This is a genomic window from Micromonospora sp. WMMD558 (genome assembly GCF_049315255.1).
Taxonomy (GTDB): Bacteria; Actinomycetota; Actinomycetes; order Mycobacteriales; family Micromonosporaceae; genus Micromonospora.
In genome coordinates this window covers 3,423,183-3,446,976 of record NZ_CP186061.1, presented here as the reverse complement: position 1 = coordinate 3,446,976, position 23,794 = coordinate 3,423,183, and the positions used below count along the sequence as shown (strand labels likewise).

Genomic DNA, 23,794 nt, shown 5'->3' with positions numbered 1-23,794 from the left:
CGCGACACGCCGGTCAGCGCGGTCGCGACCGGGTGGCCGCGCAGGGGGCGGGTGTCGCGGTGGGACGGTCGGCGGTGCCGCAGTACCAGACCTCGACCGGCTCGACGGTGACGTCGGGCACCCGCTCGACCCGCAGCAGCGCGAGCCGCTTGTCGACCGGCTCGCCGGAGTCCGGCGGGTACCGGATCAGGCCGGACACGCCCGGGTAGCCGGTGCCGGCGTTCTGCCGCAGCACCTCGGCGTGCACGCCGACCGGGTTGACCGCCGTCGGCTCCCACCGCTGCCCCGCGTCGGCGTGGTGCAGCCGCGCCGCGAGGCTCTCCACCGCGCGGACCATCATCATCGCCGCGTCGTACGCGAGGCTGACCCGCTCCCCCACCGGGTGCGGCCGGTCCGGGCGGCAGCGTGGCGGGTCGAGCAGGTCGTCGGCCTGGATCCAGGTCAGGAAGCTGGCGCGGGCCTCGTCGCGCCGCTCCTGCGCGGCCCGCAGCGCCGTGCAGGTGCCCAGCGACGCCTTCGACACGTACGTGACGGGGATGTTGCCCGGGGCGGCGGCGCGCAGCCCGGGGTTGGCGATGTAGCGGTTGACCGAGTCGTCGCCGACGAGGTGCCGGGGCGGGTTGTCGCCGCACTCGCGCAGGGCGCGCAGGAAGCCGTCGAACTCCGACCAGCGTCCGGCGAAGAAGAGCAGGCCGTCGTAGCCGCACTCGGCGGTGAGCCGCTTGCCGGTGCGCCACTCCTCCAGCCGGGTGAGCCGCGGGCCGAAGCGTTCCTTCAGGCCGTCGACGAGGGTGTTCACGTAGAGGTCCTTCTCGAAGGAGCTGCCCTCCCCGGTCGTCCAGTAGACGTGCGCCTCGTCGACCTTGAGCACCTGCCGGGCGTACGCCTCGACCATCCGCACCTGGTCGGTGTTGGGCGCGCTGACCTGGAGGTAGAGGCGCGAGTTGGCGTCCATCCGGTCGGCCGGCAGGGTGGGTGCGAGGACCGGCAGGCCGATCCGGTTGAGCTCGGCGAGGGCCCGCGCGGTGCTGGCGCGGCTCTCCACCATGCCGACCACGCCGAGCACCGTGGGGTCGTCGCGGGCGAGGTCGGCGAGCATCGCGACCGCCCGGTCGGCGTGCCGCATCTGCCGGCCGCCGTTGGCGACGACGACGCGCAGCAGCGCGGCGCCGTCCGCGCCGGCCGACTCCTTGAGCAGCGCGTACTGGGCGGTCGCCATGCCCTCCAGCTCCTCGCGTTCGGAGACGTAGGACTCCTCGTCGGCGCGGGTGCGGTTGCCGGTGAGGGTGCCGAAGTAGACCAGCGTCAGGTAGGGACGGCGGCGGTCGCTGCGCCGCCACACCTCCTCGGCGGCCCGGTTCTGGGCGAAGATGCGCTGCTGGACGGCGCGCAGCCGGTCCTGGCCGGGGTCGTCGTTGAAGAGCTGGGCCGCGCTGTCGCTGTAGCCGACGCACTCGCCGTCGACCAGCTCGACCGCGACCCGCCCGCCGTCCAGCGACGGGTGGCAGCCGGGCCCCCACCGGGTACCGGCCCAGGTGCCACCCGCCGCCACCAGCACCACGGCCAGCGCCGCCGGCAGGAACCGGCGGGACCACCAGGGCGGCTCGGGCGCGCTGAACGGGCGCAGGCCGCCGCGCGGCGGCGGGCCGGTCTCGACCGGGTCCGGCCGGAGCACCACCAGCCAGGCCGCCGCCCGGCGCAGCCGGCGCATCTCGGGCAGGGCCGCGGACCACTCGTCGTACGCCTCGTCGGCCTCGTCGAGGGGGTGCGGCTCGGCCAGCTCCGGCGGGGGCACGTCGCCGGCCGCGACCACGAGCAGCGGGTCGTTGCGCCCGGTCTCGTTGCGGACGTCGGTCAGCAGGCGGACCAGCACGTGCCCGAGGTTGCCGGGGGCGACGCCGTCGAGCAGCAGCACCGGGTACGCGGTGCGCCGCCAGTCGGCCGGGCGCCACAGCCGCCGCCGGTACGCCTCACGCAGGTCCTCCAGGAACGCGTGCAGCAGCAGCTTGTTGACCTGGTCGGGCTGCTCCCCGTCGCGCCACCCGGCGGTGAGCCGCTCGGCGAAGCCGAGGAAGGTGACCGACTGCCGGGGCGCCAGGTACTGCTGGCGCATGAACCAGCGGTAGTGCCGGCCGATCACGGGCACCCGGCCGGAGACGGCGAGCCGGAACACCGCCCCGGGCACGGCCCGGCGCACCAGCCAGAGCAGCACGTGCGAGGCGATCGAGACGGTGTCCCCGCCGGCCGGCAGCGGCTCGGCGGCGCCCCGGGGCCCGCGGCGGTCGCGCAGCCGCCGGACCAGCGCGGAGCGGCCCTCGTCGGCGTCCAGGCCGACGCTGAGGCTCTGCTGCATCAGCCAGTCGGCGAGCGGGTAGTGCCGGAACCGGAGGCGGGCCGCACCGAAGGCCTCCAGCGAGAGTTGCCGGTGCAGGTCGCGCAGGAGCGCGGGGACCTCGGTCCCGGGGGGCTGCGACGTGACGTCGACGGCGGCGTGCGGCACGCGCCGTCGTGGGCCCTGCCCGAGGAACCGGCGGACGAGGGTCAGCACGTCGGGCGTGCCGGGCGGGCGGACGAGCCAGAGGACCGGTAGCCGGCGGTCGCCCCGGCGCGGCCGGGGCAGCAGGCGCGCGAGCAGCGCGAGGAACTCCCACCCGCCGATCGGTAGCCGGTCCCGGGTGGGCGGTTTCTGGCTGGTCGACTCCCGCATGGTCACCTCCGGGCAGTGGCTTACCGTGTCCGTCCTGTTTACTGAGTGTGGCGGATCTCGGCAAGACGACCGGCGGCCGCCGGTCCGGGGTGGACCGCCGGCCGCCGGGTCGGGCGGGTCAGCGGGTGACGGCGTTCAGCGCCGGCAGGTAGCCGTGGCGGTAGCCGTCGGCGTCCGGGTGGTACGCCTCGATCACCCCGGTGACGTCGCGGATCCACGGGTCGGAGGCGCACACGCCGTGGCCGGCGAAGTAGGGGCGGGTGTCGGCGAAGGTGGCCCCGGCCGCGGCGGCCCGGGCGGCGGTGACGGTGGCCAGCACGTCGGCGGCCTCGTTGAGGATCGTCCGCTTGTAGCTGCTCATCGCGAACCATCCGCAGGAGCCGGTCTCGAACAGGCGCGGGTAGCCGAGCACGATCAGGCGGGCGTTCGGCGCCCGGTTGCGGATGGCCGCGTACGTGGCGTCCAGGCGGCCGGGCAGCGTGGTGGTGGCGAACGACTTGGCGGTGTTGACGGCGTTGGTGCAGCTGGAGGTGCTGCCGAACCGGCAGGTGGTCATCACGTCCGCGAAGCCGGCGTCGTTGCCGCCGATCGTGATGGTCACCAGGGTGGTGGTGCTGCTCAGGGAACCCACCTGCGCGTTGATGACGTCGGCGGTGACGGCGCCGCCGCAGGCGGGGAACCGGAAGCTGGTCACGGCGTTGGCCGTGGCCCAGAGCGGGGCGTACGACTTCTGGCTGCGCAGGCAGCCGGAGAGGTCGTACGGGCCGGCGCCGACGCCGGAGGAGTAGGAGTCACCGAGCGCGACGTAGTTGACGGTCGCGGCGTGTGCGGTGCCGGGGACGAGCACCGCGCCGGTGACGGCGGTGAGGACGGCGACCAGCGCGGCCAGGGCGCGGGCCAGCGGGCGGTGTGGCATGAGGGACCTCCACAGGACAGGGGTGGTGGGGCCCGGTGACCGCGCGCGTGGCCAGGGGTGCAACGGTTGTTACTAGTCGGTAATGCTATCGAAACATTTAGATCAAGTGAATAGTCGTTAAGCGGCGGAGTCCCCTGCCCGGACCGGGTTTGTGGCGCTGCCGGGGTCCGGTCAACGGCCCGGCAGCGGCGAGCCGGCACCGGTGCGGTTCCGCGGGCGGGTCGTCGCCGGCCGCCGCGACCACGGGCCCGGCCCGACCCGCGGCGCCCGGACCGCAGCGTGCCCGGCCGGTCGGGCGTCCCCCACGGCCAGCCACGCCGGGCGGACCACCCGGGCGGCGGATCCGGCGACCCGGCGACCCGGACGCCGCAGCACGCGGACGGCGAGCACCCGCGCGACCCGGTTGCACAGCCGGCGCTCCCGCAGGCGGTCCAGGGCCACCCCCGCCGCAGCGGCGGCCACAACGGTGACGGCGCCGGCCAGCACCAGGGTCTGCCGGGGACCGGCGTGCTCGGAGAGCCAGCCCAGCAGCGGGGCACCGACGGCGGCCGACACGGAGCCGGTCACCGCCAGGGCGCCGAGCACCCGCCCGCGCATCACGTAGTCGGTGTCGAGCTGGGCCCGGGTGCCGACGGTGGTGTCGATGACCACCGCGGCGGCGGCCACCGGCAGGATGACGGCGGCGAAGCTGAGGGTGCCCGGCGCCAGCCCCGCGACGATCTGCAGGGCGCTGGCCAGCAGCCCGGCGCCGACCAGCACGCCGTAGCCGAGCTCGCGGCGGCGCGCGGCCACCAGCGCCCCGACGACGGTGCCGACGGCGAAGACGGTGGACAGCAGCCCGTACCCGGCTGCGCCCCCGCCGAGCGGCCCGTCGCTCATCGCGGCCATCGTCACCTGGTAGTTGCGGCCCAGACTGCCCAGTACGAAGGAGAGGGCCAGGGCCACCAGCACCACCGGCTGCCCCAGCAGGTAGCGGAAGCCGGCCCGGATGCCACCGGCGTCCGGTGCCGCCTCGACCGGCTCCGGGGCGTACCGGTCCCGCTCGCGGACGGCGCACAGCGCCACCACCACCGCGACGAAGCTCGCGGCGTTGACGGCGAACAGCAGCGCGGGGCCGACGGCGGCGACCACGACGGCGCCCGCGCTCATGCCGAGGATCCGCCCGGCGGAGTTGGTGAGCGACCCGAGGGCCAGCGCGTTGCCGAGGGTGTCCCGGTCCACCAGCGTCGAGGCCCAGCGGCCCATCATCGGGCCCTCGATCGCGGACACCGCCCCGGAGACCAGCGAGATCGCGTAGATGGCCGGGAGCCCGCCGGCGCCGGTCACGGCCACCAGGGCGAGCCCGGCCGCGAGGGCCGCGTGGGCGCCCTGCGCCGCGATCAGCAGCGGCCGGGCGGGCAGCCGGTCGGCCAGGGCCCCGCCCCACGCGCTGAGCAGCAGGGTGGGGATCGCCTGGAGGAGGATGGCCAGCCCCATCGACGTCGCCGAGCCGGTCTCGGCCAGGACGTACCAGTTGACCCCGAGCACCTGCATCCAGGTGCCGACGACGGAGACGAACCCGGCGGCGGCCCAGATGCGGTAGTTGCGGTGGCGCAATGCGGCGAAGGTGGTTCCGAGCGCCACGAGGACCCTCCCGGCCAGACGGCGACAGACGAAAGGCCGGACCCGTCCGGGTCCGGCCGGCGACAAGTCTGGCCCGCGTCAAACCTTCCGGCGACTGTTGGTGAGGGGGTTCACCGGCCGGTCCGGGCAGCCCGCACCAGCCGGGCACGAACCGGACACGGCGGCGCCCCGGTCCCCAGCCCTGCGCGGGCCGGAGCCGGGGCGCCCGGCGAGGTCAGCGGGCTGCGAGGGGCTGCGCGGCCGGCGCCACCGGAGCGGGCAGCGACCCCGCGCCGCCCAGGTACGCGTGGATGGCCGACGCCGCCGCCCGGCCCTCCGCGATCGCCCACACGATCAGCGAGGCGCCACGGTGCATGTCGCCCGCGACGAACACCCCGTCGACGTCGGTCTGCCAGTCCGGGCGGGCGTCCACCGCGCCGCGCGTGTTGCGGGTCACCCCGAGCTGGTCGAGCAGCGGCTGCTCCTCGGTCCCCTCGAAGCCGATCGCCAGCAGCACCAGGTCGGCGGGCAGCTCCCGCTCGGAGCCGGGCAGCGCGGTGACGATGCGCCGGCCGGCACGCTTCTCCACGGTCACCTCCGCGATGCGGACCGCCCGCACCGCGCCGGTGCCGTCGTCGACGAACTCCTGCACGGCCACCGCGAAGACGCGCTCGCCGCCCTCCTCGTGGGCCGGGTACTCGCGCAGGATCCACGGCCACGTCGGCCACGGGTCGCGCTCCTCGTCCCGGGAGCGGGGCGGCTCGGGGTAGAGGTCGAGCTGGTGCACGCCGGCCGCGCCCTGCCGGTGTGCGACACCCAGGCAGTCGGCCGCCGTGTCGCCACCGCCGATGATCACCACGTGCCTGGCCGCCGCGTCGATCGGGGTGCCGTCGGGCAGCACCGCGAGCGCCGGGTTGCCCTCCCCGGCGGCGGCGACCACCCGGTTGGCGGCGACCAAGTGGTCCATCGCCTGGTGGACGCCGCGCAGCGCCCGGCCCGGCGTCTCCGGGGTGTCCCGGCCGGCGAGCGCGCCGCAGGCGAGCAGCACCGCGTCGTGCTCGGCGCGCAACTGCTCCGCGGTCACGTCGACGCCGACGTTCACCCCGGTACGGAAGCGCACCCCCTCGGCGGCGAGCTGCGCCAGCCGCCGGTCGATGTGCTGCTTCTCCAGCTTGAAGTCGGGGATGCCGTACCGCAGCAGGCCGCCCAGGGCGTCGTCGCGCTCGTACACGGTGACGGCGTGACCGGCGCGGGCCAGTTGCTGTGCGGCGGCGAGCCCGGCGGGGCCGGAGCCGACCACCGCGACGGACCTCCCAGTCGGCGCCGGCACCGGCCGGGGGCGCAGCCCGCCGCGGGCCACGGCCGCGTCGGCGATCTCCACCTCGACCTGCTTGATGGTGACCGGCTGCTGCCCGCCGAGGCCCAGCACACAGGCCGCCTCGCAGGGCGCCGGGCAGAGCCGGCCGGTGAACTCCGGGAAGTTGTTGGTGGCGTGCAGCGACTCCACCGCGGCATCCCAGTTGCCGGTGCGGACCAGGTCGTTCCAGTCCGGGATGCGGTTGCCCAGCGGACAGCCGTCGTGGCAGAACGGGATGCCGCAGTCCATGCAGCGGGTGGCCTGCTCACGCACCAGCTCCTCGCCGGCCGGCGGGTACACCTCGCGCCAGTCCATGATCCGCACCGGCACCGGCCGGCGCGCGGGCAGCCGCCGGTCGTAGCGCAGGAAACCGTTCGGGTCAGGCACGAGCCACCTCCTGGACGGCCACCCGCGGGGCGGGCGGCATGGACGCAGCGGAAGGCGCCGCCGGCGCCGCTGGGGCGGCTGTCGCCGCCAAGGCGCTCATCACCGCGTCGTCGACGTCGTGGCCGGCGGCTTCGGCGGCCCGCATGATCTCCAGCACCCGGCGGTAGTCCCGGGGCACCACGGCGGTGAACTCCTCCACCGCCTCCGGCCAGCGCTTGAGCACCTCCTCGGCGACCGCCGAGTCGGTCTCGGCGAAGTGCCGCTGCACCAGCTCGTGCAGCGCCGCCCGCTCCTCCTCGCGCAGCGGCGCCAGGTCGACCAGCTCGGTGTTCACCCGCCGCCGGTCCAGCCGCCACACGAAAGCCGTCCCGCCGGACATGCCGGCCGCGAAGTTGCGCCCGGTCGGGCCGAGCACCACCACGGTGCCACCGGTCATGTACTCGCAGCCGTGGTCGCCGACGCCCTCGACGACGGCCACCGCGCCCGAGTTGCGCACCGCGAACCGCTCACCCACCCGGCCACGCAGGAAGACCTCGCCCGCGGTGGCCCCGTACAGGATCGTGTTACCGGCGATGATCTGGTCCTCGGCCCGCGCGCCCCCGGCGGCCTCGGCGGCCACGAACGGCGCGGCCTCGTCCGGCCGGACCACCAGCCGGCCGCCGGAGAGGCCCTTGCCGACGTAGTCGTTGGCGTCGCCGTGCAGCCGCAGGGTCACCCCGCGCGGCAGGAACGCGCCGAACGACTGCCCGGCGGTACCGCGCAGGTCGAACTCGATGGTGTCGGCGGGCAGGCCGGCGCCGCCGTGCCGGCGGACGACCTCACCGCCGAGCATCGCGCCGACGCTGCGGTGCTCGTTGCGGACCGGCACCTCGACCCGGACGCGGGTGACCGGTGCGGCGTCCCGCGCCTCGACGCCGGCCGCCGCCCGGGACCCCCGCAGGGCGGGCTCGGCGAGCGCGATCAGCTCGTTGTCCAGCGCCAGCTCCAGGCCGTGGTCCTGGGCGCGGACGCCCCGCCGGGCGGTGCCCTCGGGCAGGTCCGGCAGGTGCAGCACCGGGGCGAGGTCGAGGCCCGAAGCCTTCCAGTGGTCGACCGCCGGAGTGACGTCGAGCAGCTCGGTCCGCCCGATCGCCTCGTCGATCGACCGCAGGCCCAGCTCGGCCAGGTACCCGCGGACCTCCTCGGCGAGGAAGAGGAAGAAGTTCTCCACGAACTCCGGCTTGCCGGTGAACCGCTCGCGCAGCACCGGGTTCTGCGTCGCGATGCCGACCGGGCAGGTGTCCAGATGGCACACCCGCATCATCACGCAGCCCTCCACGATCAGCGGGGCGGTGGCGAAGCCGAACTCCTCCGCGCCGAGCAGCGCGGCGACCAGCACGTCCCGGCCGGTCTTGAGCTGGCCGTCGACCTGCACGGTGACCCGGTCGCGGAGCTTGTTGAGCAGCAGCGTCTGCTGCGCCTCCGCCAGGCCCAGCTCCCACGGGGTGCCGGCGTGCTTCAGCGAGTTCAGCGGGGACGCGCCGGTGCCGCCGTCGTGGCCGGAGATGAGGATGACGTCGGCCTTGAGCTTGGCCACGCCCGCCGCGACCGTGCCCACGCCGACCTCGCTGACCAGCTTGACGTGCACCCGCGCGGACGGGTTGACGCACTTCAGGTCGTGGACGAGCTGCGCCAGGTCCTCGATGGAGTAGATGTCGTGGTGCGGCGGCGGGGAGATCAGCCCGACACCGGGCGTGGCGTGGCGGGTCCGCGCGATCCACGGCCAGACCTTGTTGCCGGGTAGCTGGCCGCCCTCGCCGGGCTTGGCGCCCTGTGCCATCTTGATCTGGAGGTCGTCGGCGTTGACCAGGTACTCCGTCGTCACACCGAAGCGGCCGCTGGCGATCTGCTTGACCGACGAGCGGCGCTCGGGGTCGTACAGCCGCTCGACGTCCTCACCGCCCTCACCGGTGTTGGACCGGCCGCCGAGGCGGTTCATCGCGATCGCGAGGGTCTCGTGCGCCTCGGCCGAGATCGACCCGTACGACATGGCGCCGGTCGCGAACCGCTTGACGATCTCGCTGGCCGGCTCCACCTCCTCGATCGGCACCGGCGGGCGCACGCCGGCGCGCAGCGTGAACAGGCCGCGCAGCGACCCCGCCTTCGCGGCCAGCTCGTCGACCTTCGCGGTGTACTTCCGGAAGACGTCGTACTGCCGGCTGCGGGTGGCGTGCTGGAGGAGGAAGACGGTCTCCGGGTTGAACAGGTGCAGCTCGCCCTCGCGGCGCCACTGGTACTCGCCGCCGACCTCCAACAGGTCGGTCGCCGCCGCGCCGGGCGCGGGCCAGGCGCGCGAGTGGCGGGCGGCCACCTCGGCGTGGATCTCGCCCAGCCCGATGCCACCGATCTTGCTGGGGGTGCCCCGGAAGTAACGCTCGACCAGGCGGGTGTCCAGCCCGACCGCCTCGAAGACCTGCGCGCCGCAGTACGAGGACACGGTGGAGATGCCCATCTTCGACATGATCTTCAGGACGCCCTTGCCGAGCGCCTTGACGTAGTTGCGGACCGCCGTGGCGGGTTCCACCCCGACCAGCGCGCCCGTCGAGATCATGTCCTCCACGGACTCGAAGGCCAGGTACGGGTTGACCGCCGCCGCGCCGTACCCGATCAGCACCGCCGCGTGGTGCACCTCCCGGCAGTCACCGGACTCGACGATCAGCGCCACCTGCGTACGGGTCTGCTCGCGGACCAGGTGCTGGTGCACCGCCGCGGTGAGCAGCAGCGACGGGATCGGGGCCAGGTCGGCGTTGGAGTCCCGGTCGGACAGCACCAGGATGCGGACGCCGTCCTCGATCGCCTCGGAGACGTGCCGGCAGATCTCGGTCAGGCGGGCCTTGATGCCGGCGCCGCCCTCGCGCACCCGGTACAGCCCGGAGACCCGGACCGCCTTGAAGCCGGGCAGGTCGCCGTCCTCGTCGATGGAGAGGATCTTCGCCAGCTCGTCGTTGTCGACCACCGGGTACGGCAGCACGATCTGCCGGCAGCTCGCCGGGCCCGGGTCGAGCAGGTTGCCCTCCGGACCGATGGTGGACTGCAGGCTGGTCACCAACTCCTCGCGGATCGCGTCCAGCGGCGGGTTGGTGACCTGGGCGAAGAGCTGGTGGAAGTAGTCGTAGAGCAGCCGCGGCCGGGTGGACAGCGGGGAGATCGGCGTGTCCGTGCCCATCGAGCCGATCGGCTCGGCGCCGGCGCGCGCCATCGGCGCGAGGAGGATCTTCAACTCCTCCTCGGTGTAGCCGAAGGTCTGCTGGCGGCGGCGGACCGAGTCGTGGGTGTAGACGATGTGCTCGCGGGCCGGCAGGTCGGTCAGCTCGATGAGGCCGGCGTGCAGCCAGTCGGCGTACGGCTGCGCCGCGGCCAGCTCCGCCTTGATCTCGTCGTCGTGCACGATCCGGCCGGCGACGGTGTCGACGAGGAACATCCTCCCCGGCTGGAGGCGCCCCTTGGCGACGACGGTGGCCGGGTCCAGGTCCAGCACGCCCGCCTCGCTGCCGAGCACGACGAGCCCGTCGGCGGTCTGCCACCAGCGGCCCGGGCGCAGGCCGTTGCGGTCCAGCACCGCCCCGACGACCTCGCCGTCGGTGAACGCCACCGACGCCGGCCCGTCCCACGGCTCCATGAGGCTCGCGTGGAACCGGTAGAACGCCCGCTTGTCGGCGGCCATGTCCGGGTCGTTCTCCCAGGCCTCCGGGATCATCATCAGCACCGCGTGCGGCAGGCTCCGCCCGGCCAGGTGCAGCAGTTCGAGGACCTCGTCGAAGTTGGCCGAGTCGGAGGCGGCGGGCGTGCAGACCGGGAAGATCCGGCGGATGTTGCCCGGCAGGTTCGGGGTGCGCAGCAGCGCCTCCCGGGCCTGCATCCAGTTGCGGTTGCCCCGGATGGTGTTGATCTCGCCGTTGTGGGCGATGAAGCGGTACGGGTGCGCCAGCGGCCAGGACGGGAACGTGTTGGTCGAGAACCGGGAGTGCACCAGCGCGATCGCGCTCTCCACCCGCTCGTCGGTCAGCTCCGGGAAGAACGCGGGCAGCTGGTCCGGGGTGAGCATGCCCTTCCAGACCATCGTCCGGCCGGACAGGGACGGGAAGTACGCCGCCACGTCGCGCTCGGCGGCCTCCCGCTCGGCCTGCTTGCGGACGCAGAACGCCACCCGCTCCAGCTCGACGCCGCCGAGGCGGGACCCGGCCGGCCCGTCCGGCGAGTCGATCAGCCGGTGCGCGGCGAGGAAGAGCTGCCGTACCCGGGGCATCGCCGCGAGGGCCGTCTCACCCAGGCCGGACGGGTCGACCGGCACGTCCCGCCACCCGAGCACGTCGGCGCCCTCGACCAGCGCGTACTTCTCCACCACCCGGCGGGCGCGCGCCTCCGCCTCGTCGTCGTCGGGCAGGAAGACCAGGCCGGTCGCGTACTCGCCGGCGGGTGGCAGCGGGAAGTCCACCACCGCGCGCAGGAACGCGTCCGGCACCTGGATCATGATCCCGGCGCCGTCGCCCGTGTTCGGCTCCGCGCCACGGGCACCCCGGTGGTCCAGCCGGCAGAGCGCGCCGAGCCCGTTCGCCACGACCGCGTGCGACCGCCGGCCGTGCAGGTCCGCCACGAAGGCCACCCCGCAGGCGTCATGCTCGTGCGCGGGATCGTAGAGCCCGGCCGCCGGCGCGCCGGGGCCGAGGTGCGGGACCTGCTGCGGGCTGCTGTGCGGGTACGGAAAGGCCACCGGGCCTCCTGTCGTCACTCAGGTTGGATCTCGGTGGGGACGACGTCGGCCCTCAGGGGTCATTTGAGTCTACGTTAGGGGGGTCGGCGCAAGGCCAGTGCAGATTGATCACACCTTCCAGAGTCTGGGACGTGTAGTCTCGCGCGGTGGATCCCCTGCGCAAGGATACGGTCGACCGGCTGGAGCGTTTCTACGACGCGGTGCCGCGGGACTCCGCCCTCGCCGAGGAGCACGGCACCCTGGTGCTGTTCGTCCGCGACGGTGCCGGCTGGCCGTTCTACGCCCGGCCCCGCCTCGACGTCCCCGGGCCACCCACCCTCGCCGACGTCGCGGCCGTCCGCGAGCGCCAGCGGGAACTCGGGCTGCCGGAGTCCTTCGAGTGGGTCCACGAGGTCACGCCCGACCTGCTGGCCGTCGCCCGCTCGGCGGGCCTGTCCGTGCTCGAGGCGCCGCTGATGGTGCTCGACCCGGCCGCCCTGCCCGACCCGGCGACGCTCACCGACGTACCCGTGCGGCTGCTCGACCCGGCGGACCCGGACTTCGCGGCGGCGGTGGCCGCCCGCCGGGCCGTCGCCGCGGTCGGCTTCGCGGCACCCGGCACCGGCCGGGGTGCGGGTGGCCCCGCCGAGCGCGACGCCGCCCTCCCCGAACTCGACATGGCGGCGCTCGACGAGGAGCGGGCCCGGGTCGCCGACGGCCGGCGGCTGTCCGCCCTGGCCGGCACCGCGCAGGAGGGCACGCTGGCCAGCGGGATGGCGATGCGGGTGGGCGACGTCGCCGAGATCGCCGGCGTGGCCACCCTGCCGGCCGCCCGCCGTCGCGGCCTGGGCGCCGCCGTCACCGCCACCCTGGCCCGGGCGCTGCTCGCCGCCGGCACCGACGTGGTCTTCCTCTCCGCCGGCAGCGAGGAGATCGCCCGCGTCTACCTGCGGGTCGGTTTCCGCCGCATCGGCACCGCCTGCATCGCCGAACCCGCCCCCGTGGTCCCCTGACCGGAGCTACTGCGGCGGGCGCCACTCGGCCGCGCTCGCGGCGGCGCTGGCCAGCAGGCGCGGGCTGAGCGTGCCGAGGGCGGCGTCGCGGGCCCGCAGGGCGAGCCGCCCCCGGGCCTGGAGCACCGCCGACATGCGGCGGGTCTGCCGGATCACCGTCGCCGCCCGGGGCCGGCGCACCCGGTCGTACGCGACCACGGCGTCCGGCAGCCGCGACTCGCGCAGCAGCACGGCGAGCGTGGCGGCGTCCTCGAAGGCGAGGCAGGCGCCCTGGCCGAGGTGCGGCGGCATGGCGTGAGCCGCGTCACCCAGCAGCACCGCTCCCCCCGGGCCGGCCGGGAAACCGTACCCGCGGGGCAGCGGGCGCAGCTCGCGGATCTCCTGCTGGACCAGGTCGGCGGGGTCGGTGGCGTCGAGCAGGTCGGCGATCGGCGCGGGCCAGCCCGCGTACCAGCGGCGCAGCAGGGCGAGCTGGGTCTCCGGCGGCTCCGGCCGGGGCGCGCCGGCGGCGGTGGCCACCCAGTAGATCCCGCCGCGGCTGGACGCCCCGGAGGAGCCGCGCTCACCGAGCGACGCCGACACGAACCGGTAGCCGGCGCCCAGGACCTCGCCGGCGGGCAGGGCGTCGGCGGGCAGCCGGGGCGCCCGGTACCAGGGGATCACCGCCCGCCAGGCCGCGGAGCCGGAACTCACCACGGCCGCCTCGGGTGCGAGCTGCCGGCGGACGACGCTGTCGGTGCCGTCGGCGGCGACGACCAGGTCGGCCTCGATCGTGTGCCGCCCGTCACCGACCGACGGGCGGGCGCCGGACTCGGCGCGGACGGTGCGGACCGTCACGCCGGTCCGCAGCTCGACCCCGTCACCCAGCCCGGCGATGAGCGCGTCGTGCAGGTCCTCCCGGTGCACCACGACCGGCATCCGGTCGGCCGGGGTGGGGCGGGGCTGCACCAGCCACTGGCCGTCCGGGCGGCGTACCCCGCCGTCGGGTAGCGGCGTGGCGATCGCGTCCAGCCCGGCGCCGAGGCCGAGGGCGTGCAGCGCGCGGACCCCGTTGGGCCAGAGCACCACGGCCGTGGGCTCCGGACGGATCCGGTCGGCCCGCTCGACCAGGGTGACGCGCCACCCCGAGCGGGCCAGCGCGCCGGCGACCGCGAGACCGCCGACGCCGGCTCCGACCACGACCGCGCTGCGCATGCGGCGCCCCCCGCTCAGCTGTCGCGGTCGGCGGGGCGCGCACCGGTGTCCGGCGCCCCGGCGTCCCCGGCGTCCGCGTCGCCGGTCGCCGCCTGGCGCGCCGGCTCCGGCGCCCGGTCAACCGCGGTGGCGTCGTCGGCGGCCGGGGCGTCGCCGTCGTCGGTGGCCGCGGGCCCGTCCACCGCCTCGGGCGGCAGCTCGCCGGTCTCCCGCCAGCGGCGGAACTGCTGCTCGTCGACCACCCGGTACCCCTCCGGGGCCACCGGCCGGGCACCCGCCTCGCGGGCCGACAGGTCGACCTGGGACAGGTCCGACTCGGGGGCGGGCGTCGCCGCGGCGACGCCGACCGGGACCAGGTACTCCCGGGGACCGCGCACCCGCAGGAAGTAGACCAGCGCGGCGAGGAAGACCACCGCCGCGGTCCAGACGTTCAGGCGTACGCCGAAGAACGTGTTCGCCTCGTCGGTGCGCATCAGCTCGATCCAGAACCGGCCGGCCGTGTAGCCCATCACGTAGAGCGCGAACGCCCGGCCGCGGCCCAGCTTGAGCCGGCGGTCGAGGACCAGGACCAGGGCGGCGACGCCCAGGTTCCACAGCAGCTCGTAGGCGAAGGTGGGGTGGTAGAGGCCCTCCTCGAGGATGGGCCGGCCGGCGTCGTCGCGCAGCGCCTGACCCGGGTTGTCCGGGTCCATCCGGTGGATCTCCAGGCCCCAGGGCAGGCTGGTGCGGCCCCCGTACAGCTCGTTGTTGAACCAGTTGCCGAGCCGGCCGATCGCCTGCGCCAGCGGCAGCCCCGGTGCGACGGCGTCGGCCACCACCGCGAATGGGATGCCGAGCTGCCGGGCGGCGATCCACGCGCCGACCGCACCGCCGGCGACGGCGCCCCAGATGCCGAGACCGCCCTCCCAGACGGCGAACGCCTTCAGCGGGTCGCCGCCGGTGCCGAAGTACTTCTCCGGTGAGGTGACCACGTGGTAGATCCGGGCACCGATGATGCCGGTCGGCACCGCCCACACCGCGATGTCGAGCACCGCGCCGGGCGCGACCCCGCGCTGGCGCAGCCGCCGCTCGGCGACCCAGCAGGCCACCACGATGCCGACGATGATGCAGAGCGCGTACGCCCGGATCGGCACCGGGCCCACCTGCCACACGGCGGTGGTCGGGCTGGGCAGGGCCGCCAGGGGTGTCTGCGAGGCGAGGGTCACGGATGCACAGGCTACCGCCGATCGGCCCTTCCGTGGCACCCCGGTCCGCCGGCCCGCTCACCGCTCCATGACTTCCGGCGGCCACCGCCGTAGGCTCGGGTGCCATGAGCGCGCTCACCTGGGCCGTCGCCGCCGTCGTCACCGACAGCGCCGGTAGGGTGCTGCTGTGCCGGCAGGGCCGGGGCGAACGCCGGTACGCGCTGCCCGGCGGGCGCCTGCGCCCCGGCGAGAGCCCGGTCCGGGCGGTGCACCGGGACATCCGGGCCGAGACCGGCTGGGACGTCGACGTGGTCGACCTCGTCGGGCTCTACCACCTGGCCGAGCCGGGCACGCCGCCGGCGGGCCGGGGCGGCCCGCTGCCCGACGTGCTCGTGCACGTCTTCCGTGCCCGCGTGGTCGGTTCGGTTCCGGCGGGCGCCCCGACCGGCGGCTGCCGCCTCTCCTGGCACGATCCGGCCGCGCTGCCCGAGGTGCTGACCCCGACCACCCGGGCCGCCCTGACCGACGCCCTGTCGGGCCGCAGCGGCGTCGTCCGCGACTTCCCCCCGCCGCCCGCTGCTCCGGCCCCGCGGAGCGTCCCCCCGACGACCCTCGCGACCCGCCCCTGACGATCCGCGTCCGGGGCCGGAGCGGACGGGTCAGCGGGTGGGTGTGCGGACGCCTTCGGCGAGTTCGTTGCTCAGGGCACGCAGGGCGGTCAGGCCGGACGGCAGGTCCGGGGCGTCCAGGAGGCAGCGGATCAGAGCACTGCCCACGATGACGCCGTCGGCGTACCCGGCGACCGTGCTGGCCTGCGCCCCGGTGCCGACGCCGAGGCCGACACCCACCGGCAGGTCGGTGACCTCCCGGACCCGGGAGACCAGGATCGGCGCGGCCTCGGAGGTCTGCGCCCGCGCTCCGGTGACGCCCATGATCGCCGTGGCGTACACGAACCCGCGGCAGTGCTCGACGGTCATCCGCAGCCGGGCGTCCGTCGAGGACGGGGAGACCAGGAACGTCCGGTCCAGGCCGTACGCGTCGGAGGCGGCGAGCCACTCCTGCGCCTCGTCCGGGATGAGATCCGGTGTGATGAGGCCGGTGCCGCCGGCGGCGGCGAGGTCCCGGGCGAAGGTGTCCACGCCGTACTGCTCGACCGGGTTCCAGTAGGTCATCGTGACCACCGGGGCGCCCGTCGCGGCGACCGCCTCGACGATGCGCAGCGCGTCCGCGACCCGGACGCCGCCGGCCAGGGCGATGTCGCTCGCCTTCTGGATGACCGGCCCGTCCATCACCGGGTCGGAGTACGGGATCTCCATCTCGATGACGTCCACGCCGGCCTCGACCATCGCGGTCATCGCGGCGATGCTGCCCTCGACCGTCGGAAAGCCGGCGGGCATGCAGCCGACCAGCACCGCCCGACCGTCGGCGCGGGCCTTGTCGAAGGCGACCCCGATCCGGCTCACAGTCTCACTCCTTGTCGAGGATGCCGAAGTACTCCCCGGCGGTGTGCACGTCCTTGTCGCCCCGGCCGGAGAGGTTGACCACGACGACCGGCTCGCGCCCGAGCTCGGCGGCGAGCTTCGGGGCGATCGCGACGGTGCCGGCGAGCGCGTGCGAACTCTCGATCGCCGGGATGATCCCCTCGGTGCGGCAGAGCAGCTCGAAGGCGGCCATCGCCTCGGCGTCGGTGACCGGCAGGTACGTCGCCCGGCCGGTGTCGTGCAGCCAGGCGTGCTCCGGGCCGACGCCCGGGTAGTCGAGGCCGGCCGAGATCGAGTGCGACTCGACGGTCTGGCCGTCGGCGTCCTGCAGGACGTACGTGCGGGTGCCGTGCAGCACCCCGGACGAGCCGCCGGTGATGCTGGCCGCGTGCCGCCCGGTCGCCACCCCGTCGCCGCCGGCCTCGAAGCCGTACAGGCGCACGTCCGGGTCGTCGACGAAGGCGTGGAAGATGCCCAGCGCGTTGGAGCCGCCGCCGACGCAGGCGGTGACCGCGTCGGGCAGCGCGCCGGTGAGGTCGAGGCACTGCTGGCGGGCCTCGTCGCCGATGCCGCGGACGAAATCGCGCACCATGGCGGGGAACGGGTGCGGGCCGGCGGCGGTGCCGATCAGGTAGTGGGTGCTGTCGACGTTGGCGACCCAGTCGCGCATCGCCTCGTTCATCGCGTCCTTGAGCGTGCGCGACCCGGTGGTGACCGGCACGACGGTGGCGCCGAGCATCCGCATGCGGGCCACGTTGAGCGCCTGCCGTCGCGTGTCGACCTCGCCCATGTAGACCACGCACTCGAGGTCGAACAGGGCGGCGGCGGTGGCGGTGGCGACGCCGTGCTGCCCGGCCCCGGTCTCGGCGATGACCCGCTTCTTGCCCATCCGCCTGGTCAGCAGCGCCTGGCCGAGGACGTTGCGCACCTTGTGCGCGCCGGTGTGGTTGAGGTCCTCCCGCTTCAGCAGCACGCGGGCGCCGACCTTCGCGGAGAAGCGCCGGGCCTCGTAGAGCAGCGACGGGGTGCCGGCGTAGTCGCGCAGCAGGGCGCCGAACTCGGCCCGGAACGACTCGTCGGTCATCGCGGTGCGCCACGCCCCGTCCAGCTCGTCCAGCGCGGCCACCAGGGCCTCGGGGACGAACCGGCCGCCGAACCGGCCGAAGTGGCCGGTGCCGTCGGGGTACGAACCGGCCGGGGCGGCCAGCGCGTCGGCGCTCATCGCGGTTCCTCTCGCGTCTGGCCCGGCGCTCAGCGCACCGGGCGGGGCGTCGCCGGGTGGTTCCCGGCGTTGACCAGCTCGGCCACCGCCTCGCGGGGACTCTTCTGGGTGACCAGACCCTCGCCCACCAGCACCGCGTCGGCGCCGGCCGAGGCGTACCGGATCAGGTCGTGCGGGCCCCGCACACCGGACTCGGCGATCTTGACGACCCGGCTGGGCAGGCCGGGCGCGATCCGCTCGAACACCGAGCGGTCGACCTCCAGGGTACGCAGGTCACGGGCGTTGACCCCGATGACCTGGGCACCGGCCTCCAGCGCCCGGTCGGCCTCCTCCTCGTCGTGCACCTCGACCAGCGCGGTCATGCCGAGCGACTCGATCCGCTCGAGCAGGCCGACCAGCGCGTTCTGCTCGAGGGCGGCGACGATCAGCAGCACCAGGTCGGCGCCGTGGGCCCGGGCCTCGTGCACCTGGTAGCTGGAGACGACGAAGTCCTTGCGGAGGACCGGGATGTTCACCGCGGCGCGGACGGCGGCGAGGTCGTCCAGCGAGCCGCCGAACCAGCGGCCCTCGGTGAGGACGCTGATCGCCCGGGCCCCACCGGCCGCGTAGTCGCCGGCCAGGTCGGCCGGGTCGGCGATCTCGGCCAGCTTGCCCTTCGACGGCGAGGAGCGCTTGACCTCGGCGATCACCGCGACGCCCGGCTTGCGCAGGGCGGCGTACGCGTCCAGCGGCGGCGGGGCGGCGGCGGCCAGTTCCCGGATGCGCTCCAGCGGAACCTGCTCCTGCCGCCGGGCCACGTCCTCGCGCACACCGGCCAGGATCTCGTCGAGCACGCTTACGGACTTCGCCGCACCGGCGTCGTCCCCCTCCGCGTGCGCATGCTCAGCAGTCACCAACGGACTCCCCTCTCCGGGTGTCATGGGCCGATGCTAGGGGGGCGCTACCCGGCGCGGACCGCCGGGGGTATGGCGCTCCTCACGAAACGGGCTGCGGCATAATGCCCGACTTCGGTGAAGGACGGATCACGCACGGCCACCACGCCGCTCGACGGGGCGCCGCCGGGTGCCGGCCGCCCGCCCCTGACATCGACACGATGCTATCGACCTGGCACCGCTCCCGCCCGGTACGCGGACGCGGCGACGACGCCCGTCGATGCTGTGAGCAAGCTCAAGGCCGTACGGCCCTTTCCCAGGTGAGAGCCGTCGATGGAGAGTTGACGCGCCGGTCACGAGCGCGAAACGCGAGCCGGCGAACATGTCCCTCGGGCAGACTCGATGAGGCGTCCGCCCGGGTCACACAGCATCTCCGTACGGGGTTGAATCATGAGCACTACCGCACCGCACCAGCACATCGGCCTCACCACCATCTCCCGTACCGTCGCGTCGCTCGCCGTCGGCGTGGTGCACACCCTCGAACGCGCCGTGGTCGGGGAGGGACGCATGCGCACCGCCCGGGGCAACGCGTGGGAGGCGGTCTGCGCCGACCGGGCCCGCGCCGACCAGCGTGCCGAACTGGATCGCCTGGTGGCCGAGCTGGCGGCGGCCCGTTCCGCGGCCCGCGAGCGGCAGCGGGTGGGCTGAGCCCGGCCCGGGCCAGCCCGGCCGCATCGACCCGCCGGCCGGCACCGGCGCTCAGTCCCGCGTCGGGTCCTCGCCCCGGTCCAGCGCGTCCCACGCCTCGGTGGTGCGCCGGCCGGTCACCGGGCCCGGCTCCGGCCGCGCGGCGCTCACCGTCCGGGCCCGCCGCTCGTACCGGGCGCCCATCGCGGGCCACCGCCGTGCCCACAGCGCCGTCAGCAGGCCGCCCGCCGCGGTGAGGACCCCGCCGACCAGGCAGAGCAGCGGCCACTGCCGGCTGACGTCACCGGCGAACCCGGCGACCAGCCCGTAGCCGCCGCCCGCCGCCACCGCGACCCCCAGCCCGGTCAGCAGGCCGCCGAGGAGCCGCCGCAACCGCCCCCGGGTGGCGAGCACTGCGCCCCCGCCGGCCAGCGCGACCAGGGCCAGCGCCGGCAGCCAGGGCAGCAGGTCGGCGCCGGTGCGCCCGGCGCGAACCGGCGGCAGCGGGGCGGGGCGCGGGGTCAGTTCCACCGCCCAGGTGCGGGTCGCCGCCCACGCCGCGAGTCCCGCGCCGGCCACGCAGAGCAGCACCGCGTACGTCAACTCGCGCCGGCCCGCCGCGCGGGGTGTGCCGGTGTCGGCCGCGCTCACCGGGCCGGCCTTCCGTCCGCGACGGCGCGGCTCCGCCGGGCCGCGCTCCCCGTCCTCACCGGGCGGCCCGCAGGGTCTCGGCGGCGGCGATCGCGGCGAGTACGGCGGCCGCCTTGTTCCGCGTCTCCTGCTCCTCGGCGGCCGGGTCGGAGTCGGCGACCACCCCCGCGCCGGCCTGGACGTACGCGCGCCCGTCGCGGATCAGCGCGGTGCGGATCGCGATCGCCATGTCGAGGTCGCCGCCGAAGCCGAAGTAGCCCACCGTGCCGCCGTACAGCCCACGCCGTACCGGCTCCAGCTCCTCGATGATCTCCATCGCCCGCACCTTGGGCGCGCCGGAGAGCGTGCCGGCCGGGAAGGTCGCGGCGAGGGCGTCGAAGGCGGTGCGGTCGTCGCGGAGGGTGCCGACGACGGTGGAGACGATGTGCATCACGTGGCTGTACCGCTCGATGGTGGCGAACTCGGGCACCTCCACCGTGCCGGGCCGGCAGACCCGGCCCAGGTCGTTGCGGCCCAGGTCGACCAGCATCACGTGCTCGGCCCGCTCCTTCGGGTCGGTGAGCAGTTCGGCGGCGAGGCGGGCGTCGGCCTCGGGGGTGCCGCCGCGCGGCCGGGTGCCGGCGATGGGGTGCAGCAGGGCCCGCCGCTGCCCCTCGGCGTCGGTGGTGACCTTGAGGTGGGCCTCCGGTGACGATCCGACGATGTCGAAGCCGTCGAAGCGCAGCAGGTACATGTACGGGCTGGGGTTGGTGGTGCGCAGCACCCGGTACACGTCGAGCGGGTCGGCGTGGGTCGGCCGTTCGAAGCGCTGGGCGAGGACGATCTGGAAGCACTCGCCGGCCCGGATCGCCTCCTTGGCCGCCTCCACCGCCTTCGGGTAACCCGCCTCGGGCGTACGGCAGAGCACGTCGCCGGCGGGCGCCCGGTCGACGGTCGAGATCATCGGCGGGATCGGCCGCGACAGCGCGGTGGTCATCGCGTCCAGCCGGCCGACGGCGTGGTGGTACGCCGCGGCGACGGCGGCCTCCCGGTCCGGTTCGTCGGGTGGCGGCAGGATCGCGTTGGCCACCAGGATCGCCGAGCCGTCGTAGTGGTCGAGCACCACCAGGTCGGTGGCGAGCAGCATCCCCAGCTCGGGCACGCCGAGGTCGTCCTCGGTGAGGGCGGGCAGCCGCTCGAAGCGCCGGACCAGGTCGTAGCCGAGGTAGCCGACCATGCCGCCGGTCAGCGGCGGGAGCCCGGCGTCGGCGGCCGGACCGGCCAGGGCCGCCACGGTCTCGCGGAGCACCGCGACCGGGTCGCCGGTGGTGGGCAGTCCCGCGGGCGGCCGGCCCGCCCACACCGCGGCGCCGTCGCGCTCGGTCAGCGCGGCGACGCTGCGGACGCCGATGAACGAGTACCGCGACCAGGCCAGCCCCGCCGAGCCGACGCCCTGCTCGGCGGACTCCAGCAGGAAGGTGCCCGGGCCGCCGGCCAGCTTGCGGTAGACGCCGACCGGGGTCTCGGCGTCGGCGAGCAGCCGCCGGGTGACCGGTACGACCCGCCAGCGCGCGGCCAGCTCGGCGAAGGTCGCCGCGTCGGGGCTCACCGTGCCGTCGGTCATGCCCGGACCCGCCCCTCGTCCCCGGGGCCCGCGACGCCGGTGACCGGCAGGTCGGTGTGGAAGCACGTGCGCTGCCCGGTGTGGCACGCCGGGCCGACCTGGTCGACGCCGACCAGCAGGGCGTCGCCGTCGCAGTCGAGGGCGACCGAGCGGACGTACTGGTGGTGGCCGGAGGTGGCACCCTTCACCCAGTACTCGTTGCGGCTGCGGGACCAGTACGTGGCCCGCCCGGTGGTCAGCGTGCGGTGCAACGCCTCGTCGTCCATCCAGGCCACCATCAGCACCTCGCCGGAGTCGTGCTGGCGGACCACCGCGGCCACCAGGCCGTCCGGCGTGCGCCGCAGCCGCGCGGCGACGGCCGGGTCCAGGCGGGAGGGCCGGGCCGGGCCGCCGGCCGGGTCCGGGCTGCGTTCGGCGCCGGTCACCGGCGCGTCAGGTACGGGCACAGTCACCCATTCTCCCGTACGCGCCACGGACACCGTCGGGGGCTCCCGGCGCGGCGGGAGACGCGCGGAGCACGACCGTGGCAGCCCCTTGCCAGCGGGACAGAATCTCACCTAGCGTTGAGTTCAACGGTTGATGAGTTTTTGCGGAGGTGGGCCATGGAGGACGCGATCGCCGTCCGGGACCTGGTCGTGGACCGGGGCGGGCGGCGGGTGCTGCACGGCATCGACGCGACCGTGCCGCGCGGCGCGGTGACCGGTCTGCTCGGCCCGAGCGGCAGTGGCAAGACCACACTCATGCGGGCCGTCGTCGGGGTGCAGGTCGTCACGTCCGGCTCGGTGACCGTGCTGGGGCGTCCCGCCGGCGTTCCCGAGCTGCGCCGCCGGGTGGGTTACCTCACCCAGGCCCCGAGCGTGTACGCGGACCTGACCGTCCGGGAGAACGCCCGCTACTTCGCGGCGCTGCACGGGCGCGGGGCCGCCGACGCCGACCGGGCGGTGGCCGACGTCGGGCTGAGCGGGGCGGCCACCCAGCTCGTCGGCACCCTCTCCGGCGGCCAGCGCAGCCGGGCCTCGCTGGCCTGCGCGCTGGTGGGCGAGCCCGAGCTGCTCGTGCTCGACGAGCCGACCGTCGGGCAGGACCCGGTCCTGCGGGCCGAGCTGTGGGCCCGGTTCCACGCGATGGCGGCCGCCGGCACCACCCTGCTGGTCTCCAGCCACGTCATGGACGAGGCGGCCCGGTGCGACCGGCTGCTGCTGATCCGCGAAGGGCGGCTCATCGCCGACGACACCCCGGACGCCGTCCGCCGGGCGACCGGCGTCGACGACCTGGAGGAGGCGTTCCTCCGGATGATCCGCGCGAGCGAGGCCGGCACGAGCGCAGCCGGCACGAGCGAGGCCGGCACGGCCGGGCGGGAGGCGTCGTGAACCCCCGGATCCTCGCGGCCACCACCGGCCGCATCCTGCGCCAGCTGCGCCACGACCGACGTACGGTGGCGCTCCTGCTGATCGTGCCGGCGGTGCTGCTCGCGCTGGTCTACTACATGTTCGTCGACCAGCCGACGCCGCCGGGGCAGCCGTCGGCCTTCGACCGGATCGCGCTGGTGATGCTCGGGTTCTTCCCCTTCATCATCATGTTCCTGGTGACCAGCATCGCGATGCTGCGCGAGCGCACCACCGGCACGCTGGAGCGCCTGCTCACCACCCCGCTGGGCAAGCTCGACCTGCTCTTCGGGTACGGCATCGCGTTCGGCCTGGCCGGCGTCGTGCAGGCGACGGTGGCGTCGGCCGTCGCGTACTGGCTGTTCGACCTCGACACCGCCGGCAGCAGCGGCCTCGTCATCCTCGTCGCGGCCGTCAACGCGGTGCTCGCCGTCGCGCTCGGCCTGTTCTGCAGCGCCTTCGCCCGCACCGAGTTCCAGGCCGTACAGTTCATGCCGGTCGTGGTCGCCCCGCAGCTGCTGCTCTGCGGGCTCTTCGTGCCCCGGGACGAGATGGCCGGCTGGCTCCAGGCGGTCAGCGACGCGCTGCCCCTGTCGTACGCGGTCGAGGCGTTGCAGGAGGTCGGCGCGCACGCCGAACCGACCGGCACGATGTGGCGGGACCTGGCGATCGTCGGCGGCGCCGCCGTCCTGGCGCTGGTACTCGCCGCGGCCACCCTGCGGCGGCGCAGCGGCTGAGCCGGCCGTCGCCGCCGGGCCAGCCGACGGCCCGGCGGCGACGGCCGGACACGGCGGCGACGCTGCC

The 23,794-nt window shown here is 75.3% G+C and carries 18 protein-coding genes; 5 read left to right on the top strand and 13 right to left on the bottom strand.

All coding sequences use genetic code 11. The features are described from left to right. Positions 1–13: 13 nt before the first annotated feature. The 5 genes from ACN26Y_RS16740 to gltB form a co-directional block, all read right to left on the bottom strand. Positions 14–2,707, bottom strand: coding sequence for a hypothetical protein (locus tag ACN26Y_RS16740; protein ID WP_422732984.1), 2,694 nt, complete (start codon positions 2,705–2,707; stop codon positions 14–16). 118 nt (positions 2,708–2,825) lie between these two features. Next, entirely contained in the window at positions 2,826–3,623 is a 798-nt protein-coding gene (locus ACN26Y_RS16735) for an SGNH/GDSL hydrolase family protein (protein ID WP_422732983.1), read from the bottom strand. A gap of 171 nt (positions 3,624–3,794) precedes the next feature. After that, positions 3,795–5,246, bottom strand: coding sequence for an MFS transporter (locus ACN26Y_RS16730; RefSeq protein WP_230689021.1), 1,452 nt, complete (start codon positions 5,244–5,246; stop codon positions 3,795–3,797). Positions 5,247–5,460: 214 nt separating this feature from the next. After that, positions 5,461–6,969 (bottom strand): glutamate synthase subunit beta, encoded by a 1,509-nt coding sequence (locus ACN26Y_RS16725; RefSeq protein ID WP_155331167.1) that lies wholly within the window; start codon positions 6,967–6,969, stop codon positions 5,461–5,463. Continuing rightward, a complete protein-coding gene (gene gltB / locus ACN26Y_RS16720; RefSeq protein ID WP_155331166.1) occupies positions 6,962–11,719 on the bottom strand; it encodes a glutamate synthase large subunit in 4,758 nt (1,585 codons plus the stop codon). The genes ACN26Y_RS16725 and gltB overlap by 8 nt, the downstream gene beginning before the upstream one ends. Before the next feature lie 146 nt (positions 11,720–11,865). Here gltB and ACN26Y_RS16715 point away from each other — a divergent pair, with 146 nt between their 5' ends. Next, positions 11,866–12,711, top strand: coding sequence for a GNAT family N-acetyltransferase (locus ACN26Y_RS16715; protein WP_155331165.1), 846 nt, complete (start codon positions 11,866–11,868; stop codon positions 12,709–12,711). Positions 12,712–12,717: 6 nt separating this feature from the next. Here ACN26Y_RS16715 and ACN26Y_RS16710 read toward each other — a convergent pair whose 3' ends face one another. Beyond that, complete coding sequence (locus ACN26Y_RS16710; RefSeq protein ID WP_155331164.1) at positions 12,718–13,905, bottom strand: FAD-dependent oxidoreductase; 1,188 nt, start codon at positions 13,903–13,905, stop codon at positions 12,718–12,720. A 14-nt stretch (positions 13,906–13,919) separates the two neighbouring features. Next, on the bottom strand, positions 13,920–15,110 hold the full coding sequence (lgt, locus tag ACN26Y_RS16705; protein WP_155331163.1) for a prolipoprotein diacylglyceryl transferase: 1,191 nt from the start codon (positions 15,108–15,110) through the stop codon (positions 13,920–13,922). Between the two features lie 104 nt (positions 15,111–15,214). On the opposite strand from lgt, the gene ACN26Y_RS16700 reads away from it, so the two are divergent. Then, a complete protein-coding gene (locus tag ACN26Y_RS16700; RefSeq protein WP_422732982.1) occupies positions 15,215–15,718 on the top strand; it encodes an NUDIX hydrolase in 504 nt (167 codons plus the stop codon). A 30-nt stretch (positions 15,719–15,748) separates the two neighbouring features. On the opposite strand, the gene trpA is transcribed toward ACN26Y_RS16700, so the two are convergent. Genes trpA through trpC form a run of 3 tightly spaced genes read right to left on the bottom strand, consistent with a single transcriptional unit; the run spans position 15,749 to position 18,625 of the window. Further along, complete coding sequence (gene trpA / locus ACN26Y_RS16695; RefSeq protein WP_155331161.1) at positions 15,749–16,552, bottom strand: tryptophan synthase subunit alpha; 804 nt, start codon at positions 16,550–16,552, stop codon at positions 15,749–15,751. Between the two features lie 4 nt (positions 16,553–16,556). Further along, the gene (gene trpB, locus ACN26Y_RS16690) at positions 16,557–17,792 is read right to left on the bottom strand and encodes a tryptophan synthase subunit beta (RefSeq protein WP_155331160.1); all 1,236 of its coding nucleotides are present in this window, start codon (positions 17,790–17,792) and stop codon (positions 16,557–16,559) included. A gap of 29 nt (positions 17,793–17,821) precedes the next feature. Then, on the bottom strand, positions 17,822–18,625 hold the full coding sequence (gene trpC, locus ACN26Y_RS16685) for an indole-3-glycerol phosphate synthase TrpC (RefSeq protein WP_196255915.1): 804 nt from the start codon (positions 18,623–18,625) through the stop codon (positions 17,822–17,824). A 489-nt stretch (positions 18,626–19,114) separates the two neighbouring features. Between trpC and ACN26Y_RS16680 the strand changes: the two genes are divergently transcribed. Beyond that, positions 19,115–19,372: a hypothetical protein gene (locus tag ACN26Y_RS16680; protein WP_155331158.1), complete on the top strand. Its 258-nt coding sequence runs from the start codon at positions 19,115–19,117 to the stop codon at positions 19,370–19,372. Positions 19,373–19,423: 51 nt separating this feature from the next. Here the strand turns inward: ACN26Y_RS16680 and ACN26Y_RS16675 are convergent, their stop codons facing one another. From ACN26Y_RS16675 to hisI, 3 genes are read right to left on the bottom strand one after another with little or no spacing between them, the layout of a single operon-like run. Then, complete coding sequence (locus ACN26Y_RS16675; protein ID WP_422732981.1) at positions 19,424–20,002, bottom strand: Trp biosynthesis-associated membrane protein; 579 nt, start codon at positions 20,000–20,002, stop codon at positions 19,424–19,426. A 55-nt stretch (positions 20,003–20,057) separates the two neighbouring features. Further along, positions 20,058–21,605 carry an anthranilate synthase component I gene (locus ACN26Y_RS16670; protein WP_155331156.1) on the bottom strand — a complete coding sequence of 516 codons (1,548 nt, stop codon included), beginning with the start codon at positions 21,603–21,605 and terminating at the stop codon, positions 20,058–20,060. Next, complete coding sequence (gene hisI, locus ACN26Y_RS16665) at positions 21,602–22,051, bottom strand: phosphoribosyl-AMP cyclohydrolase (RefSeq protein WP_155331155.1); 450 nt, start codon at positions 22,049–22,051, stop codon at positions 21,602–21,604. Before hisI ends, ACN26Y_RS16670 begins: the two co-directional genes overlap by 4 nt. A gap of 156 nt (positions 22,052–22,207) precedes the next feature. Here hisI and ACN26Y_RS16660 point away from each other — a divergent pair, with 156 nt between their 5' ends. Both ACN26Y_RS16660 and ACN26Y_RS16655 read left to right on the top strand, forming a co-directional pair. Beyond that, positions 22,208–22,975, top strand: a complete 768-nt coding sequence (locus tag ACN26Y_RS16660) for an ABC transporter ATP-binding protein (protein WP_422732980.1) — start codon at positions 22,208–22,210, stop codon at positions 22,973–22,975. Then, on the top strand, positions 22,972–23,727 hold the full coding sequence (locus tag ACN26Y_RS16655; protein WP_155331153.1) for an ABC transporter permease: 756 nt from the start codon (positions 22,972–22,974) through the stop codon (positions 23,725–23,727). Before ACN26Y_RS16660 ends, ACN26Y_RS16655 begins: the two co-directional genes overlap by 4 nt. Positions 23,728–23,794 lie beyond the last annotated feature (67 nt).

What these genes read in the sequence shown, in the direction of transcription:
- ACN26Y_RS16740 (WP_422732984.1), bottom strand. Translation starts at nt 2,707, where the DNA reads ATGCGGGAGTCGACCAGCCAGAAACCGCCCACCCGGGACCGGCTACCG.
- ACN26Y_RS16735 (WP_422732983.1), bottom strand. Translation starts at nt 3,623, where the DNA reads ATGCCACACCGCCCGCTGGCCCGCGCCCTGGCCGCGCTGGTCGCCGTC.
- ACN26Y_RS16710 (WP_155331164.1), bottom strand. Translation starts at nt 13,905, where the DNA reads ATGCGCAGCGCGGTCGTGGTCGGAGCCGGCGTCGGCGGTCTCGCGGTC.
- ACN26Y_RS16700 (WP_422732982.1), top strand. Translation starts at nt 15,215, where the DNA reads ATGAGCGCGCTCACCTGGGCCGTCGCCGCCGTCGTCACCGACAGCGCC.
- trpB (WP_155331160.1), bottom strand. Translation starts at nt 17,792, where the DNA reads ATGAGCGCCGACGCGCTGGCCGCCCCGGCCGGTTCGTACCCCGACGGC.
- ACN26Y_RS16680 (WP_155331158.1), top strand. Translation starts at nt 19,115, where the DNA reads ATGAGCACTACCGCACCGCACCAGCACATCGGCCTCACCACCATCTCC.
- ACN26Y_RS16670 (WP_155331156.1), bottom strand. Translation starts at nt 21,605, where the DNA reads ATGACCGACGGCACGGTGAGCCCCGACGCGGCGACCTTCGCCGAGCTG.
- ACN26Y_RS16660 (WP_422732980.1), top strand. Translation starts at nt 22,208, where the DNA reads ATGGAGGACGCGATCGCCGTCCGGGACCTGGTCGTGGACCGGGGCGGG.